The organism is Stenotrophomonas forensis (genome assembly GCF_028752115.1).
GTDB lineage: Bacteria > Pseudomonadota > Gammaproteobacteria > Xanthomonadales > Xanthomonadaceae > Stenotrophomonas > Stenotrophomonas forensis.
In genome coordinates, this window is record NZ_CP082270.1 from 1,943,287 (window position 1) to 1,957,931 (window position 14,645).

At 66.8% G+C, this 14,645-nt stretch carries 17 protein-coding genes; 12 read left to right on the plus strand and 5 right to left on the minus strand.

Annotated elements, in window-relative coordinates:
* Positions 1–40: 40 nt before the first annotated feature.
* Positions 41–916 carry a CAF17-like 4Fe-4S cluster assembly/insertion protein YgfZ gene (gene ygfZ, locus K5L94_RS09275; protein WP_274512484.1) on the minus strand — a complete coding sequence of 292 codons (876 nt, stop codon included), beginning with the start codon at positions 914–916 and terminating at the stop codon, positions 41–43.
* Positions 917–955: 39 nt separating this feature from the next.
* Between ygfZ and K5L94_RS09280 the strand changes: the two genes are divergently transcribed.
* The 10 genes from K5L94_RS09280 (at position 956) to K5L94_RS09325 (ending at position 8,005) form a co-directional block, all read left to right on the plus strand.
* Positions 956–1,126 carry a DUF1674 domain-containing protein gene (locus tag K5L94_RS09280; RefSeq protein ID WP_005409075.1) on the plus strand — a complete coding sequence of 57 codons (171 nt, stop codon included), beginning with the start codon at positions 956–958 and terminating at the stop codon, positions 1,124–1,126.
* A gap of 56 nt (positions 1,127–1,182) precedes the next feature.
* Positions 1,183–1,575 (plus strand): succinate dehydrogenase, cytochrome b556 subunit, encoded by a 393-nt coding sequence (sdhC, locus tag K5L94_RS09285; RefSeq protein ID WP_005409076.1) that lies wholly within the window; start codon positions 1,183–1,185, stop codon positions 1,573–1,575.
* Complete coding sequence (sdhD, locus tag K5L94_RS09290; protein WP_006432981.1) at positions 1,572–1,958, plus strand: succinate dehydrogenase, hydrophobic membrane anchor protein; 387 nt, start codon at positions 1,572–1,574, stop codon at positions 1,956–1,958. Before sdhC ends, sdhD begins: the two co-directional genes overlap by 4 nt.
* A gap of 31 nt (positions 1,959–1,989) precedes the next feature.
* The gene (gene sdhA, locus K5L94_RS09295; protein ID WP_053449391.1) at positions 1,990–3,780 is read left to right on the plus strand and encodes a succinate dehydrogenase flavoprotein subunit; all 1,791 of its coding nucleotides are present in this window, start codon (positions 1,990–1,992) and stop codon (positions 3,778–3,780) included.
* 66 nt (positions 3,781–3,846) lie between these two features.
* Positions 3,847–4,632, plus strand: a complete 786-nt coding sequence (locus K5L94_RS09300; protein ID WP_005409079.1) for a succinate dehydrogenase iron-sulfur subunit — start codon at positions 3,847–3,849, stop codon at positions 4,630–4,632.
* Between the two features lie 73 nt (positions 4,633–4,705).
* Positions 4,706–4,954, plus strand: coding sequence for an FAD assembly factor SdhE (locus K5L94_RS09305; protein ID WP_005409080.1), 249 nt, complete (start codon positions 4,706–4,708; stop codon positions 4,952–4,954).
* Positions 4,905–5,354 carry a hypothetical protein gene (locus K5L94_RS09310; protein WP_164087923.1) on the plus strand — a complete coding sequence of 150 codons (450 nt, stop codon included), beginning with the start codon at positions 4,905–4,907 and terminating at the stop codon, positions 5,352–5,354. The genes K5L94_RS09305 and K5L94_RS09310 overlap by 50 nt, the downstream gene beginning before the upstream one ends.
* Positions 5,355–5,377: 23 nt before the next feature.
* On the plus strand, positions 5,378–6,619 hold the full coding sequence (locus tag K5L94_RS09315) for a lipoprotein-releasing ABC transporter permease subunit (protein WP_006433034.1): 1,242 nt from the start codon (positions 5,378–5,380) through the stop codon (positions 6,617–6,619).
* A complete protein-coding gene (gene lolD, locus K5L94_RS09320) occupies positions 6,612–7,325 on the plus strand; it encodes a lipoprotein-releasing ABC transporter ATP-binding protein LolD (RefSeq protein WP_053449393.1) in 714 nt (237 codons plus the stop codon). The genes K5L94_RS09315 and lolD overlap by 8 nt, the downstream gene beginning before the upstream one ends.
* Positions 7,326–7,546: 221 nt before the next feature.
* On the plus strand, positions 7,547–8,005 hold the full coding sequence (locus K5L94_RS09325; RefSeq protein WP_049457522.1) for a DUF6491 family protein: 459 nt from the start codon (positions 7,547–7,549) through the stop codon (positions 8,003–8,005).
* Positions 8,006–8,078: 73 nt separating this feature from the next.
* On the opposite strand, the gene K5L94_RS09330 is transcribed toward K5L94_RS09325, so the two are convergent.
* From K5L94_RS09330 to ftsY, 3 genes are all read right to left on the minus strand, one after another.
* The gene (locus K5L94_RS09330) at positions 8,079–8,348 is read right to left on the minus strand and encodes an oxidative damage protection protein (protein ID WP_274512485.1); all 270 of its coding nucleotides are present in this window, start codon (positions 8,346–8,348) and stop codon (positions 8,079–8,081) included.
* A 5-nt stretch (positions 8,349–8,353) separates the two neighbouring features.
* Entirely contained in the window at positions 8,354–9,478 is a 1,125-nt protein-coding gene (gene mutY / locus K5L94_RS09335; RefSeq protein ID WP_180879872.1) for an A/G-specific adenine glycosylase, read from the minus strand.
* An 82-nt stretch (positions 9,479–9,560) separates the two neighbouring features.
* Positions 9,561–10,889: a signal recognition particle-docking protein FtsY gene (gene ftsY / locus K5L94_RS09340; RefSeq protein WP_274512486.1), complete on the minus strand. Its 1,329-nt coding sequence runs from the start codon at positions 10,887–10,889 to the stop codon at positions 9,561–9,563.
* Positions 10,890–11,018: 129 nt separating this feature from the next.
* Between ftsY and K5L94_RS09345 the strand changes: the two genes are divergently transcribed.
* Positions 11,019–11,318 (plus strand): hypothetical protein, encoded by a 300-nt coding sequence (locus K5L94_RS09345; protein WP_274512487.1) that lies wholly within the window; start codon positions 11,019–11,021, stop codon positions 11,316–11,318.
* 223 nt (positions 11,319–11,541) lie between these two features.
* Here K5L94_RS09345 and htpG read toward each other — a convergent pair whose 3' ends face one another.
* Positions 11,542–13,434: a molecular chaperone HtpG gene (gene htpG, locus K5L94_RS09350; RefSeq protein WP_053449397.1), complete on the minus strand. Its 1,893-nt coding sequence runs from the start codon at positions 13,432–13,434 to the stop codon at positions 11,542–11,544.
* Positions 13,435–14,045: 611 nt separating this feature from the next.
* Here htpG and rsmD point away from each other — a divergent pair.
* Entirely contained in the window at positions 14,046–14,624 is a 579-nt protein-coding gene (gene rsmD / locus K5L94_RS09355) for a 16S rRNA (guanine(966)-N(2))-methyltransferase RsmD (protein ID WP_053511878.1), read from the plus strand.
* Positions 14,625–14,645 lie beyond the last annotated feature (21 nt).

Genomic DNA, 14,645 nt, shown 5'->3' on the forward strand with positions numbered 1-14,645 from the left:
GCGGACCAACGGTCCGCACCCACCGAAGCGTCGGGTGGATTCAGCGCGCCAATCCGTCCAGCAACGGCATGCGCTGCGCGACGGCATCGCCGACCTGCAGATCGGCGTCACTGGCCTCCAACGGCAACACCGCCAGCGCCAGGTCACCGGCTACGCTGGCGATCGTGCCCAGCGTAGCGCCGTCCTGCTGCACGCCATCACCGGCCTGCGCCGGCGCCGCGGTATGCAGCAGCTGCACCGCGCGCTTGGCCTTGCCGAGGAAGTGGGTGCGGGCGACGATCTCCTGGCCCGGGTAGCAGCCCTTCTTCACGCTGTAGCCGTTCAGGCGATCCAGCCCCAGTTGCTGCGGAGTCCACACCTCGCGCTGGCTTTCCTCAAGCCGGGGCAGGCCGTAGCGCAGGTCGGCCTGGCGCCAGGCCAGGGCGAAGGCCACCTCATCGGCCTCGCTGCCGGCGGCGAAGGCGTCGGTAGCGCCGATGCGCAGGGTGCGCGGCAGGGCATCGCTGCCCAGGTCCAGTTCCCAGCCGTCACCTTCGGCGTGCGCAATGGCGGCGCCACTGGCGGCCTCGGGCGCGGTGAAGGCGCCGGCCACCGCAAGGTCGCTGCGCACCAGCACCTTCACCTTGCGGCGGAACACGAAGCGCTGCAGTTGCGACGCAATCGCATCGGCATCGCCGTCGGCCAGCACCAGCATCACATGGTCTTCGGCCAGCCGAAGCAGCTGGAACACCGCCATGGTGCGGCCCTTGGCACTCAGCCAGGCACTCCACTGCCAGTGCAGCAGGGGCAGGGCAGTGACATCGCTGCTGAACTGGGCGTGGGCGAAAACGGCCGCATCGACACCCTGCAGGCTCAGCAGCTGGTGCCCGGGAAGGCGCGGATATCCGACGAAAGCAGGGGGCAGGTTGTCAGGCACGTGAACGAGGTCTAAAATTTGTGCGTTGCGAGACCGAACATGATAGGCCAAACAACCCCCACTCCCGACGACGAATCTGAAGCCCCGCTGGTCCCCGCGGCACCCGTGCCCGTGGAACAGGAAAAAGCAGAGGAATTCGGCGGCCGCGGCGGACTTGATCCGGTGCGGTACGGCGATTGGGAGAAAAACGGACGCTGCATCGATTTCTGATCAGCATTGAGCCAACGCGGCCGTGTGCCGCCCAGCCGAGACAACGAGCCCAGCGAATGGCGACCAGACAACGCCCACTTTCCCCGCACCTTCAGGTGTATCGCTGGCAGATTCAGATGGCCACCTCGATCCTGCATCGAGCCACTGGCGTCTTTCTGTCTGTTGGTGCCCTCATCATCGCCGCGGGCCTGCTGGCCCTGATGATGGGGCCCGAGTCCTGGAACTGCTTCACCGGCCATGCCGGGGCCTGGTATGGCCGCGTGTTCCTGTTCGCGTGGACATGGTCGTTCGCCTATCACCTGTGCAATGGCATCCGCCATGTGGTGCAGGACTTCGCCATCGGCTTCAGCATTCCCGCCTTCATCCGCAGCAGCTGGCTGTCGGTCACCGGCAGCCTGGTGATCACCCTGCTGGTGTGGGCCTATGTGATGTTCGGAGGTGCCGCGTGAGCAGGTTCCGTACCCCGTTGAAGAGCGTGCGCGGCCTTGGTTCGGCCAAGACCGGCACCGAACACTTCGTGCACCAGCGCCTGACCGCCGCCGCCCTGGTGGTGCTGGGCATCTGGTTCCTGGTCTTCGTGCTGAGCCTGCTGGGTTCGGACTACGCGACCGCCGCCGCCGCCGTGGCCAAGCCGTGGAATGCCGTGCCGCTGATCGGCCTGCTGATCGCCATGTTCTGGCACGCGCAGCTCGGCATGCAGGTCGTGCTGGAAGATTACATCCACGAATCGCTGCTGGCCCTGGTGCTGCAGACCGCGGTGAAGTTCGTCGCCGTGCTCGGCATGATCGTCAGTGTGTTTGCGGTGGGCCGCATCGCCCTCGGCGTTGCCTGAGCCCAGGCACCAACACAGGAATCCAGATTAGATGTCCGCTTACAAGATCACCGAACACAAGTACGACATGGTCGTGGTCGGCGCCGGCGGCGCCGGCCTGCGCGCCACGTTCGGCCTGGCCGCCAAGGGCCTGCAGACCGTGTGCCTGACCAAGGTCTTCCCGACCCGTTCGCACACCGTTGCCGCCCAGGGCGGTATTTCGGCCGCACTCGCCAACATGGGAGAGGACGACTGGCGCTACCACTTCTTCGACACCATCAAGGGTTCGGACTGGCTGGGCGACCAGGACGCCATCGAATACATGTGCCGTGAGGCCATCCCGGCCATCATCGAGCTCGAACACTACGGTGTGCCGTTCTCGCGCACCGCCGAAGGCAAGATCTACCAGCGTCCGTTCGGTGGCATGACCACCAAGTACGGCGAAGGCCCGGCGGCGCAGCGTACCTGCGCGGCGGCCGACCGTACCGGCCACGCGATGCTGCACACGCTCTACCAGCAGTCGCTGAAGCACGACGCGCGCTTCATGATCGAGTACTTCGCGCTCGACCTGATCTTCGATGAAGAGGGCGCCTGCCGCGGTGTGCTGGCCCTGGACATGTCCGATGGCACCCTGCACCTGTTCCGCGCCCAGGGCGTGGTGCTGGCCACCGGCGGTTACGGCCGTGCCTACTTCAGCGCCACCTCGGCGCACACCTGCACCGGCGACGGTGGCGGCCTGGCCATGCGTGCCGGCATCGCCATGCAGGACATGGAGTTCGTGCAGTTCCATCCGACCGGCATCTACGGCGCCGGCTGCCTGATCACCGAGGGTGTCCGCGGTGAAGGCGGCATCCTGCGCAACAGCAGCGGCGAGCGCTTCATGGAGCGTTACGCACCGCACTACAAGGACCTGGCCTCGCGCGACGTGGTCAGCCGTTCGATGACCATCGAGATCCGCGAAGGCCGCGGCGTCGGCGAGCACAAGGACCACATCCTGCTCGACCTGACCCACCTTGGCCCGGGCGTGATCGACGAGAAGCTGCCGGGCATCGCTGAAAGCGCCCGCATCTTCGCCGGCGTCGACGTGCACAAGCAGCCGATCCCGGTCATCCCGACCGTGCACTACAACATGGGCGGCATCCCGACCAACTACCACGGCGAAGTCGTGCGCAAGGTCGGCGACAACCCCGATGCGGTGGTGCCGGGCCTGTACGCCATCGGCGAAGCGGCCTGCGTGTCCGTGCATGGCGCCAACCGCCTGGGCTCGAACTCGCTGCTGGATCTGGTGGTGTTCGGTCGTGCGGTGGCCAACCGCTGCGCCGAGACCATCAAGCCGGGCGCATCGCACAAGCCGCTGCCGGCCGATGCCTGCGACAAGGCGCTGGGCCTGCTGGACAAGCTGCGCCACGCCAACGGCGATACCCCGACCTCGGTCATCCGCGATCGCATGCAGCGCACCATGCAGGCCGACGCGGCCGTCTTCCGCACCAGCCAGACGCTGAAGGAAGGCTGCGAGAAGATGGACAAGATCTTCGACTCGTTCCAGGACGTGAAGGTCTCCGACCGTTCGCTGGTGTGGAACTCGGACCTGATCGAGACCTACGAGCTGAACAACCTGCTGCTCAACGCGGTGGCGACGATCAACTCGGCCGAACAGCGCAAGGAAAGCCGCGGCGCGCATGCGCACGAGGACTTCCCGGACCGCGACGACGTCAACTGGCAGAAGCACACCCTGGTCAGCGTCGACGAGAAGGGCAAGTGCAGCTTCGACTACCGTCCGGTGCACATGTACACGTTGACCGACGACGTGTCCGTAGTGCCGCCGAAGCCGCGCGTGTACTGATCCGACCCCGCCTACCATGCAATCCGCGCCCACGGGCGCGGGCCGCCTGAGCCAACGAGAGCAGCCATGGCCGAGTTTTCACTCCCCAAGAATTCCAAGATCACGAAGGGCAAGCACTTCCCCGTCAAGAACGGCGGCAAGAACGTGCGCACCTTCAAGATCTACCGCTGGAGTCCGGACGACGACAGCAACCCGCGCACCGATACCTATGAAGTTGATCTGGACGCCTGTGGCCCGATGGTCCTGGACGCCCTGATCAAGATCAAGAACGAGATCGACCCGACCCTGACCTTCCGCCGCTCCTGCCGCGAAGGTATCTGTGGCTCGTGCGCGATGAACATCGACGGCACCAACACCCTGGCCTGCACCCGAGCCATCTCGGACTGCGGCAAGAAGGAAGTGCCGATCTATCCGCTGCCGCACATGAACGTGGTCAAGGACCTGGTTCCGGACCTGACCCACTTCTACGCGCAGTACGCCTCGATCAAGCCGTGGATCCGCACCCAGACCCCGGCACCGCCGGACCGTGAGCGCCTGCAGTCGCCGGAAGACCGCAAGAAGCTGGATGGCCTGTACGAGTGCATCCTGTGCGCCTGCTGCTCGACCAGTTGCCCGAGCTACTGGTGGAACGGCGAGCGCTACCTGGGCCCGGCGATCCTGCTGCAGGCCTACCGCTGGATCATCGACTCGCGCGATGAGGACACCGGTGCGCGCCTGGACGATCTGGAAGATCCGTTCAAGCTGTACCGCTGCCACACCATCATGAACTGCGCCCGGACCTGCCCGAAGGGCCTGAACCCGGCGCTGGCGATCGCCGAGATCAAGAAGCTGATGATGGAACGCCGCGCCTGATACGGCGCCGGGTAGTTGCATGACCCCAGCAGAGCCACGCCATGCGTGGCTTTGCTGTATCTGGAGAAGCACGATGGAAGAAGATGTTCTGCTGAAGAAGCTGCGCTGGCGTTGCCGCCGCGGCATGCGCGAACTGGACCAGTTGTTCGGCCGTTACCTGGACCACGAATGGAGCACTGCGCCGACCGAAGAGCGCGAGGTTTTCCTGTTCCTGCTCGATTGCGAGGACGATAAGTTGTGGCGCTGGTTCATGGGCTATGAGGCCTGCCCGCATGCGCACGCGATCCCTCTCATGCAGAAGATCCTCGCCCTCAAGCCTTGAGTGGCGTCCCTCGCGGCTGCAGGCCGCCGCCCAGCTGGCGGTGCTGCTGGCCGCGCCCTGGCTGCTGCGCGCCTCGGAGCTGCCACCGCGCCTGCTGATCCCTGCTGTGTTGCTGGCCTGGGGCCTTGGCCTGGCCGAGCTGGCCTGGCGGCTGCGCAGGCCGCGCCTGCAGGTGCGGCTGCCGCCGCTTCCCGAGCCGCTGCAGGTGGCCGGGCAGGACATCGAGGTGCCACGGCTGGTGGTGCGTGGTGCCTGGCTGTTGTTGTCCTGGCGTGAGGGCCGACGCCGCCGGCACCTGTTGTTCTGGCCGGATGTGCTCGATTCCGGGCAGCGACGTGAACTGCGACTGGCCGTGGCCGCACGTGCCGTTTCCCGTCGGCCGCGTACGATGGCACCATAAGCTGAATTGACTGGCGTGCCTGCATGTTCAAACCCATCCCCGTGGCGATCGGCCTGCGCTACCTGCGCGCCAAGCGCCGCAACGGCTTCATCTCCTTCATCTCGATGGCATCGATCCTGGGCATCGCGCTCGGCGTCACGGTGCTGATCACTACCCTGGCCGTGATGAGCGGTTTCCAGAAGGAAATCCGCAGCCGCCTGCTGCAGATGACCGCGCACACCACCATCAGCCGCGACGGCGAGCCGATGCCGGACTGGATGCGTGTGGTCGACATCGCCAGCAAGGATCCGCGCGTGGCGGGTGCCGCGCCGTACATCGAGATCCAGTCGATGATCAGCGGCCCGCGCGTACAGGGCGCGATCATCCAGGGCATCGATCCGGCGCTGGAGCCGAAGGTATCGGTGATCGACAAGAAGGTCACCAAGGGCAGCTATGACAGCCTCAAGCCGGGCAGCTTCAACCTGCTGCTGGGCAAGGAGCTGGCGATCTGGCTGGGCGTGGACGTCGGCGACCAGGTACTGGTGACCTTCGCCGAAGTGCAGGGCACGCCTGCCGGCGCAGTGCCGCGGATGAAGCGTTTCACCGTCAGCGGCATCTTCGAAGCCGGCTATAACGAGGTCGATCGTGGCGTCGGCTTCGCCAACATGCAGGACCTGGAGCGCGTGCTGCGCAGTGACGGTGCCACCGGCGTGCGGCTGAAGCTGCACGACATGGACCGCTCGCTGGAGGTGGGCGTGGACCTGGCGCAGAGCCTCGGTGGCGCCTACCGCGTGAGTGACTGGACCCAGCAGAATGCCAACCTCTACCACTCGCTGCGCATGGAGAAGGTGGTGATGGGCATCCTGCTGTCGCTGATCATCGCGATGGGTGCGTTCAACCTGGTGTCCTCGCAGGTGATGCTGGTCACCGACAAGCAGGCCGATATCGCGATCCTGCGCACCCTCGGCCTTACCCCGGGCGGGGTGATGCAGGTGTTCATGGTGCAGGGTTCGCTGATCGGCATCTTCGGCACCCTGGCCGGGCTGATCGGCGGCATCACCCTGACCCTCAACCTCGAACGCATCCTCGGTGCCATCGAGGCGGTGTTCAACGTCAAGCTGATGCCTGAGGACGTGTACTACATCACCGGCCTGCCGACCGACATGCAGACCGGCGACGTGGTGGCGATCACCGTGGTCGCGCTGCTGATGAGCTTCCTGGCCACCCTGTATCCCGCCTGGCGGGCAGCACGCACCCAGCCGGCGGAGGCCCTGCGCTATGAATAAGGTCTTCAACCGCGGCGATGAAGTGATCCGCGCCGAAGCACTGGGCAAGACCTACGCCGAAGGGCGCATGCAGACCCCGGTGTTCGATGGCCTGGACCTGACCGTGACCGCTGGCGAGACGGTGGCGATCATCGGTGCGTCCGGCGCCGGCAAGAGCACGCTGCTGCACCTGCTGGGTGGGTTGGATGTTCCAACCGCCGGCGAAGTCTATGTGACCGGCCAGCGCATGTCGGCGCTGTCGGATACCGCGCGCGGCCTGCTGCGCAACCAGGCGCTGGGCTTTGTCTATCAGTTCCATCACCTGCTGCCGGAATTCACCGCGCTGGAAAACGTGATGATGCCGGTACTGCTGGCCGGTACCGCCGTGGCCGAGGCGTCCAGCCGGGCAACGGCCCTGCTGGAGGCGGTGGGGCTCGGCCATCGCCTGGACCACAAGCCGGGCGAGCTGTCCGGTGGCGAACGCCAGCGTGCCGCCGTGGCGCGTGCACTGGTCAACCACCCGGCCTGCGTGCTTGGCGACGAGCCGACCGGCAACCTGGATGACCGCACCGCAGGCACCGTGTTCGAGCTGATGCTGGAACTCAACCGCGCCCGCCACACCAGCCTGGTGCTGGTCACCCACGACCGCAGCCTGGCGCGTCGCCTTGATCGGGTGCTGGAACTGCGCGAAGGGCGGCTGCACGCATTGGCCCACGCTGACGTCTGAGCCGCTGGTCCCGCTTGGGTGGAAGCCGACCTTGGTCGGCTGCTCCTGCGGGGCAAGCGCCAACCAAGGTTGGCGACTACCGGATTCCGGAGTCCTGGGCCTGCCTTGGTGGAGGTCGACCTTGGTCGACCGCCGACCGCCGCCTGAATGGGGCTCCCGGTCGTCGCACGGGCGCCACCCTGGCAGGCGCATGATGGCGACAGTACCCCGAGGAGATCGCCATGAAGACCCCGATCCTGATGGCCGGCCTCTGCCTGGCCCTGGCCGCCTGTGCGACCACCGGCCGGCTCAGCAGTGCCGAGAAGCTGGACCTGTACCGTGCGCATGCCGGTGCGCCGCAGAACGACATGCAGTTCTTCGGCAGCCTCAATGGCTGGACCGAACTGGGAGACAGCGCGCTGGCGGTATGGACCCGCCCCAGCGAAGCCTATCTGCTGGAGTTGAACGGCCCCTGCCAGGACCTGACGTTTGCCACCGCCATCGGCCTGACCAGCCAGATGAATCGCGTTTCGACGCGCTTCGACAAGGTGCTGGTGCGCGACCCTACGGGCGGCCCACGCATGCCGTGCTTCATCAAGAGCATCCGCAAGCTGGACGTCAAGGCATTGCGCGCGTCCGAGCAGGAGCTGCGCCAGGCCCAGGTGCAGGAGCGCGAGGCGGAAACCGCCCCGGCCAAATGATCAAAAAAGGGGACGGAGGGGATTAAGTCGTTTGTGGCACAAACGACTTAATCCCCTCCGTCCCCTTTTGCCGTCAGGCTTCGGGGGTGAAGCCGGCCGGCTTTTCTGCGTCCCTCTCGAACAGGAACTTGACCAGTTCGCCTTCCAGGAACGCGCGGTGCTCCGGCGTGCGGGGCGAAAGGCGGTTTTCGTTGATCAGCATGGTCTGGTGCGCCAGCCACGCCGCCCAGGCCTGCTTGCCGATGTTGTTGAAGACGCGCTGGCCCAGTTCGCCCGGGTAGGGCACGAAGTCCAGGCCCTCGACATCGCGTTGTTCGTACTGGCAGAAGACGGTTCGGGACATGGCACTCACTCGTGGTTGCGGGGTTTCTTGGAATTTCGTTTTGGCGCTTTGATGGTGGCGCCATCGAGCAGCTTGCGGATCGGCGCGGGCAGGCCCAGCGCGGGAAGTTCGTCGGCGGCGACCCAGCGCAGCGTAGGTTCCTCCACGCGCAGCCCGTGTACCTGCCGCGACAGTATCTGCAGATGCAGCTTGTAGTGGCTGAAGGTGTGCTGCAGCACCGGCAGTTCCTCGGCATCTTCCAGTGAGCCGTCGACGTGCGCATCGAACCAGTCCTGCAGCATGCTGCCGGCTTCGGCCTGCGGCAGCGTCCACAGCTGCGCCCAGATGCCGGTGTCCGGCCGTTTCTGCAGCAGCACGCGCTGTTGGGCGTCGCGCAACAGCAGCGCCACTGCTTCGCGTTCGGGCAGCGTCTTGCCGGGCTTGGGCGTGGGCAGTTCGGCAGTGCGGCTTTCGCGGCGCGCCATGCAGTCGTCGTGCAGCGGGCAGATCACGCAGGCCGGTTTCGCGCGGCTGCAGACGGTCGCGCCCAGGTCCATCTGCGCCTGGGTGTAGTCGGCCATGCGTCCGGCTGGGACCTGCGCCACATGTGCCTCGGCGATCGCCCACAGCTGCTTCTCGATGGCCGGCAGGCCGGGGAAGCCGTCGATGCCGTGGTAGCGGCTGAGTACGCGCTTGACGTTGCCGTCGAGGATTGCGAACGGGTCGTTCCAGGCCTGGCTGAGGATCGCGCCAGCGGTGCTGCGGCCGATGCCGGGCAGCGCGTGCAGTGCATCGAAATCGCGCGGCAGGTCGCCGCCGTGCAGTTCCACGCAGCGCTTGGCCGCGGCGTGCAGGTTGCGTGCGCGGGCGTAGTAGCCGAGCCCGGCCCACTGCGCCATCAGCGCGTCGTTGCTGGCCGCGGCAAGGTCGGGCAGGGTCGGGAAGTGCTGCAGGAACCGCTGGAAATACGGGATGACCGTGGCCACCTGGGTCTGCTGCAGCATGATCTCCGACAGCCAGACCCGGTACGGGCTGCGCGGGTGCTGCCAGGGCAGGTCGTGGCGGCCGTGGCCGTCGAACCAGTGCAGCAGGCGGGCAACGAAGCCGTCTTGCTGGGCAGTGTCGGCGCTGGCGTGCGGCTGGCGTGGCATCGGTGTTCCGGAGGAGGGCTGCCACCTTGGAGTGGCTCTACCGGTTCCAGTAGAGCCACCCCACGGGTGGCTGCGCGGTGTATCAGCCGCCCAGCGCTTCAGGCAGCAGGGCGTCGACGAAGGCTTCCGGATCGAACACGCGCAGATCTTCCGGGCGCTCGCCGATGCCGGCGAAGCGGATCGGGATGCCGAACTCGCGGGCCAGCGCGAACACCACGCCACCCTTGGCGGTACCGTCCAGCTTGGTCACCACCAGGCCGGTCACGTTCACCGCGGCATTGAACTGGCGCAGCTGCGACAGCGCGTTCTGGCCGGTGGTGCCATCGATCACCATCAGCACTTCGTGCGGGGCGGTGGGGTCGATCTTGCCGAGCACGCGGCGGATCTTGCCCAGTTCGTTCATCAGCCCGGACTGGGTGTGCAGGCGGCCGGCGGTATCGGCGATCAGCACCGAGGTGCCGCGGGCCTTGCCGGCCTGCAGCGCATCGAATGCCACCGATGCAGCATCGGCGTTCTGACCCTGGGCGACCACGGCCACGCCGTTGCGCTCGCCCCAGGCCTGCAGCTGGGCCACGGCGGCGGCGCGGAAGGTATCGCCGGCGGCCAGCATCAGGCTGTGGCCTTCGTCCTTGAAGCGTTTGGCCAGCTTGCCGATGGTGGTGGTCTTGCCAACGCCGTTGACGCCGACGGTGAGCACCACGAAGGGCTTGGCAGTGCGGTCGATCACCAGCGGCTTGGCCACCGGCTGCAGGATCGCGATCAGTTCGCTGCGCAGCGCGGCCAGCAGCGCATTGGCGTCGGCGAATTCGCGCGACTTCATGCGCTTGCGCAGGCCCTCTACCAGGTCGGTGGTGGCACCCACGCCGACGTCGGCGGTGATCAGCGCGGTTTCCAGCTCGTCCAGCAGGTCGTCGTCGAGCTTGGGGTTGCGCGAGAACAGGCCGCCGAAGCTGCGTGCGATGACGCTGTTGCGCAGGCGTTCGCGCCAGCCGGGCTTGCCGGCCGGAGCCGGGGCCGCGTCGACCAGCACCGGCAGATCAGCGGCGGGCGCAGCCGGTGCTTCGGCCGGGGTGACCGGCGCCAGCGGCGCGAGCACGGCAGCAGCGGCCAGGGCTTCGGCTTCGAAGTCCTCTGCGGCGATGACGCGTTCCGCAGCCGGCGGTGCCGGTGCGGCGGCCGGCGCTTCGGGCACTGCGACCGGCGCAGGTGCAGGCGTCGGCGCGGGCGTGGCAGCCTCGGGCGTGGCAGCTTCTGGCGTGTTCGGCGCGGCTAGCGGAGCGGCCGGAGCTTCGTCGACCGGGGCAGCGGACGGGAATGCCGCCGCCAGCTCTTCAGCCGAGTAGTGCTGGGTCTTGGGCGCCTCCGTTGCGGGGGCGTCCTGGGGCTTCTTGCGGCGGAAAAAACTGAGCATTGGCAAAAGGCGCTGAAATCTGAGGGATATGCTACCACTCGGGCCTGTCGGGCCGATGTGGACTCAAGGACGCGGCCTGCCGGCCGTTAACCGGTCCGGAGGGCTGCGCAGGGTGGCCCGGAGACCGCCATGAACAACGTGATGGGAATGGCCCTCGGCGGAATGCGCGCGGCCCAGCAGGGCGTGCAGGTGGCCGCGCACGACGTGGCCAACCTGGCGACTCCCGATGCCCAGCGCCTGCAGCTGCAGCGTGGTGCCGCAGAGCAGGGTGGGGTGCAGGCTGTGGTGACGACCACCGGCACCGAATCCGGCGCGCCGCTGGGTGACCTGCTGGCGGCCCGGGCCGATGTGGTGGCGTTCGCCGCCAACGCCACGGTGATCCGCCGCCAGGACCAGATGCTGGGCTCGCTGCTGGATTGGGAAGCCTGAGGCGACCGGCTTTGGTGGGTGTCAACCTTGGTTGACACGCTCGACCCGCCCTGGTAGGTGCCAACCTTGGTTGGCACGCCTTTGGAGCGCCAACCAAGGTTGGCATCTACCAGAGCAGGAATGCCAACCAAGCTTGGGATCTACCAGAGCAGGAATGCCAACCAAGGTTGGCATCCACCAGCACCCGGTAGCGCCGGGCCATGCCCGGCGACCACCCTGTCGGTCAGGCCGACAGTTCCAGCAGCAGCTTGTTCAGGCGCGCCACATAGGCGCCCGGGTCCTTCAGGCTGTCACCGGCGGCCAGTGCGGCCTGGTCGAACAGCACTCGGCCCAGGTCGTCGAAGCGCGTGCCATCGGCTTCGGCATCCAGCTTGGCGATCAGCGGGTGGCCCGGGTTGATCTCCAGCACCGGCTTGCTGTCCGGCACCTTCTGCCCACTGGCTTCCAGGATCTGGCGCATCTGCAGGCCCAGGTCCTGTTCGCCGATGGCCAGCACCGCCGGCGAATCGGTCAGGCGATGCGAGACGCGCACTTCGGCCACATCATCGCCCAGCACCGTCTTCAGGCGCTCCACCAGGCCCTGCTTGTCCTTGGCCGCCGCTTCCTGCTCCTGCTTGTCCGCTTCGGTTTCCAGCGCGCCCAGGTCGAGGTCGCCACGGGCGATGTCGACGAAGCCCTTGCCGTCGAAATCGGTGAGGTAGCCCATCAGCCACTCGTCGATGCGGTCGGTCAGCAGCAGCACTTCCACGCCCTTCTTGCGGAACACTTCCAGGTGCGGGCTGTTGCGAACCTGGCTGTAGCTCTCGCCGGTCAGGTAGTAGATCTTGTCCTGGCCTTCGGCCATGCGGCCGAGGTAGTCGGCCAGCGACACGCTCTGCGCGTCGCCGTCGCCACGGGTGGAGGCGAAGCGCAGCAGGCCGGCCACCTTCTCGCGGTTGTTGTAGTCCTCGGCCGGGCCTTCCTTCAGTACCTGGCCGAATTCCTTCCAGAACGTGGCGTACTGCTCGGGCTTGTCGGCGGCCAGCTTTTCCAGCATGTCCAGCGAGCGCTTGGTGAGCGCGGCCTTCATCGAATCGATGACCGGGCCGGACTGCAGGATCTCACGCGAGACGTTCAGCGACAGGTCGTTGGAATCGACAACGCCCTTGATGAAGCGCAGGTACAGCGGCAGGAACTGCTCGGCCTGGTCCATCACGAACACGCGCTGCACGTACAGCTTCAGGCCCTTGGGCGCATCGCGGTGGTACAGGTCGAACGGCGCGCGGCCGGGCACGTACAGCAGCGAGGTGTACTCCAGCTTGCCCTCAACCTTGTTGTGGCTCCACGCCAGCGGGTCGCTGTGGTCGTGCGCCACGTGCTTGTAGAACTCGGTGTACTCGGCGTCGCTGATCTCGGTGCGCGGGCGGGTCCACAGCGCGCTGGCGCGGTTGACGGTTTCCCACTCGACTGCTGCACCTTCTTCGCCACCTTCCTTCGGCATCTGGATCGGCAGGCCGATGTGGTCCGAATACTTCTTGAGGATGCTGCGCAGGCGCCAGCCGTCGGCGAAGTCATGCTCGCCGTCCTTCAGGTGCAGCACGATGCGGGTGCCACGCTCGGCCTTGTCGATGGTGGCGACGTCGAAGTCACCTTCGCCGCGCGAGCTCCAGCGCACCCCTTCGCCGACAGCCAGGCCGGCGCGGCGCGAGGTGACTTCCACTTCGTCGGCAACGATGAAGGCGCTGTAGAAGCCGACGCCGAACTGGCCGATCAGCTGCGAATCCTTCTTCTGGTCGCCGGACAGCTGGCGCAGGAAGTCACTGGTGCCGGACTTTGCAATCGTGCCGAGGTGGGCGATGGCTTCGGCGCGGCTCATGCCGATGCCGTTGTCCTCGATGGTGATGGTGTGGGCGGCGGGGTCGAAGCTGACGCGCACGCGCAGTTCACTGTCGCCTTCCAGCAGGGCCGGCTGGGTCAGGGCCTCGAAGCGCAGTTTGTCGGCGGCGTCGGCGGCGTTGGAGACCAGCTCGCGGAGGAAGATTTCCTTGTTGGAGTACAGCGAGTGGATCATCAGCTGCAGCAGCTGCTTGACTTCGGTCTGGAAGCCAAGGGTTTCGGTCTGGGTGGTCTCGGTCATCGATAAGGCTCCATGTGCAATGCCGCGCCAGCGCGTGCGGCCTCGCCAAGGGGTATGGCTGATTGTCCCGAAATCAAGGGGTTGGTCTGGCAGGGTTGCACCCTGCACCCGCAGAGGCCGAAGCAACAGCGATAGCAAAAGCAACAGCGGGCATTCCGTGGGATGGCGGGGCGGTGTGGGTGGGCAGGACACGCCGTAAACCCGTCCATGGGGGCTCGATGGCGCCATCCATGGCGCCAACGGTCCTGCCCACCCACACCGCCCCACCTCTGACAAATTCCCGGTGACGGTGGCAACGGCTGGGCTTCTGATCTCATCAATTCCTTCGATGTCTGACAGATGTTCAGATATGCATGGCGTGGATTCGGACAGATCGCGGAAGTCTGTCGAAGGTGGGGCGGTGTCGGATTGCGGGGTGTCCGCGGCATGGATGCCGCGGCCAAGCCCCCATGGATGGGTTCACGGCGTCCCCGCAATCCGACACCGCCCCGCCAACCCAGGGATAGCCCGCTTTTGACGTTGCTTCGGCCTCTGCGGGTTCCGGGCGCCGCCCGGACGACTACAATCCCCTTCATGCTGAAATTCTCGAACAACCCCCACCGGGGGCGCCGGTGAGCGGCCGTGGTGGCAATGACGGCCAGGTCCGCATCATCGGTGGCCGCTGGCGCAATACCCGCCTGCCGGTGCCGACCCTGCCGGGCCTGCGGCCAAGCAGCGACCGCGTTCGCGAAACGCTGTTCAACTGGCTGATGCCCCGGCTGGGCGGGGCGCGGGTGCTCGACCTGTTCGCCGGCAGCGGCGCGCTGGGCCTGGAGGCCGTCTCGCGCGGCGCCGCCCACGCCACCCTGGTCGAGCGCGATGCCCAGCTCGGGCGCAACCTGTCCGCCGCCGTCGCCAAGCTGCAGGCGGTAGACCAGGTCACCGTGGTCCAGGCCGATGCCCTGCGCTGGCTGCAAAGCGCCCCGGCGCAGCAGGCCGACCTGGTGTTCATCGACCCGCCGTTCGCCGATGGCCTGTGGCAGGGCGTGCTGGCCCAGCTGCCGCGGCACCTGGCCGCCGATGCCTGGCTGTACCTGGAATCGCCGGCCGGCCACGTCCCGTCACTGCCGGCGGAATGGCTGCTGCACCGCGAGGGCGGCACCCGTGAGGTGCGCTTTGCCCTGTACCGCCGCGCCACTGCTACACTTTGACTTCATCTGAACATCTGCATC

Bases quoted from the DNA above. Each gene is read 5' to 3' on its own strand.
- K5L94_RS09280 (WP_005409075.1), top strand. From the start codon at position 956: ATGATAGGCCAAACAACCCCCACTCCCGACGACGAATCTGAAGCCCCG.
- sdhC (WP_005409076.1), top strand. From the start codon at position 1,183: ATGGCGACCAGACAACGCCCACTTTCCCCGCACCTTCAGGTGTATCGC.
- sdhA (WP_053449391.1), top strand. From the start codon at position 1,990: ATGTCCGCTTACAAGATCACCGAACACAAGTACGACATGGTCGTGGTC.
- K5L94_RS09300 (WP_005409079.1), top strand. From the start codon at position 3,847: ATGGCCGAGTTTTCACTCCCCAAGAATTCCAAGATCACGAAGGGCAAG.
- K5L94_RS09305 (WP_005409080.1), top strand. From the start codon at position 4,706: ATGGAAGAAGATGTTCTGCTGAAGAAGCTGCGCTGGCGTTGCCGCCGC.
- K5L94_RS09310 (WP_164087923.1), top strand. From the start codon at position 4,905: ATGCGCACGCGATCCCTCTCATGCAGAAGATCCTCGCCCTCAAGCCTT.
- K5L94_RS09315 (WP_006433034.1), top strand. From the start codon at position 5,378: ATGTTCAAACCCATCCCCGTGGCGATCGGCCTGCGCTACCTGCGCGCC.
- lolD (WP_053449393.1), top strand. From the start codon at position 6,612: ATGAATAAGGTCTTCAACCGCGGCGATGAAGTGATCCGCGCCGAAGCA.
- K5L94_RS09325 (WP_049457522.1), top strand. From the start codon at position 7,547: ATGAAGACCCCGATCCTGATGGCCGGCCTCTGCCTGGCCCTGGCCGCC.
- K5L94_RS09330 (WP_274512485.1), bottom strand. From the start codon at position 8,348: ATGTCCCGAACCGTCTTCTGCCAGTACGAACAACGCGATGTCGAGGGC.
- mutY (WP_180879872.1), bottom strand. From the start codon at position 9,478: ATGCCACGCCAGCCGCACGCCAGCGCCGACACTGCCCAGCAAGACGGC.
- ftsY (WP_274512486.1), bottom strand. From the start codon at position 10,889: ATGCTCAGTTTTTTCCGCCGCAAGAAGCCCCAGGACGCCCCCGCAACG.
- K5L94_RS09345 (WP_274512487.1), top strand. From the start codon at position 11,019: ATGAACAACGTGATGGGAATGGCCCTCGGCGGAATGCGCGCGGCCCAG.
- htpG (WP_053449397.1), bottom strand. From the start codon at position 13,434: ATGACCGAGACCACCCAGACCGAAACCCTTGGCTTCCAGACCGAAGTC.